Raw genomic sequence first — 1,231 nt, 5'->3', positions numbered from 1 at the left:
CCTGTGCTGAATTTATTTCAGCATTGTTTCAGGGTCTCGTTTGCCGAAACAAATAGGGGCGGATAATTATACGCCCCTATCCCAATCGATTAATATCAAAATTATATTAGCGTATTACCTCAAATTTATCCGTCTCAATTCCCTCTTTACCTTTCAATTTTATGAAATATACGCCTCTGCATAATCCCCCTATCTTAATCCCGCCTTTCTCTATTGCTCCCTCTCCTATCCGCCTGCCCGATATGCTGTATATCTCGTAATGCGAAAATGTTCTGTCTCTCAAATGCAAATGAACAATGCCGTTTTTAATTTCGATATCCTTCTTTTTGAATACATTGCCTGTACCATTACATCTCCCGTTATTGTCCGCATTATAGTATCCGTCCGTCTCGAGTATATATGATACATTTTCTCCGTTTGCAGGCGTTATTTGAGGAAATGAAAAATATAGCGTATCACCCTTCACAAGGTTTATATATACACTATCCTCTTTGATTATCTCCTCAATTACATTCTTGCCTCTCAACATGGGATTTATAGGTTTAAGCTCTATTTCATTATATTTTACATCCTCCGCCCTCGGAAATGATATGTAATCGATTTTTACTTCATTTCGGATGATAAGTCTTATTCGACTGCCCAACGGAATGTTATTATAAATCGGATATACATATTCTCTCGGGTATATCTCTCCTCCGGATAACCAACCCTTGCCTCCCGTATACTCAATCTCAATCGACGGCTCGACATTCCCGCCTTTCTCTTTCGGCTTGACTCCCGAACCTATAAGTATACCGCTGTCTTTGTTTCTCTTTTCTCCGATATCCGCTTTATCACCATTCCTTATGTCGGCATATATGTATATCGTATCTCCCGGTAACGCCACATAATAACCCTCTCCGGAATTTGATACCAACGGCAGTATATCCTCTCCTACGGCATTCTTGCAGGAATCAATCTTGTATACATCCTTCCAGAATATATAATCTCCCTCTCCGTTCAATGCAAGATTGTATGACGAATCATATTTTATCGCCTTGAGATTAAATCTGTCTATGTAATCTCTCTCAATCTCATTCTCGCTTATCGCCGCTTCCATTACTCTTTTTTGGTTCTCTCCTCTATCATCGATAATTCTCTTTTTTCTCAATACTCCCTTCTCTCCGATACTATAGTTAAACAGATATTCATCATGCTTATTACCATAACCGTAATGCATTATCGTATTCTG

Annotated in this window: 1 protein-coding gene; it reads right to left on the bottom strand. The window is 38.9% G+C overall.

The annotated features are described in order from the left end of the window. Nucleotides 1-106: 106 nt before the first annotated feature. Nucleotides 107-1,231, bottom strand: a 1,125-nt coding sequence (locus J7J10_01620) for a hypothetical protein (GenBank protein MCD6129639.1), incomplete at its 5' end; no start/stop codon positions are given.

The sequence above is a fragment of the Deltaproteobacteria bacterium genome, assembly GCA_021159305.1.
In the GTDB taxonomy this organism is placed as follows: domain Bacteria; phylum Campylobacterota_A; class Desulfurellia; order JAGGSF01; family JAGGSF01; genus JAGGSF01.
Note: the sequence above shows the minus strand (reverse complement) of the source record. Positions and strands in the feature narration are given on the sequence as shown.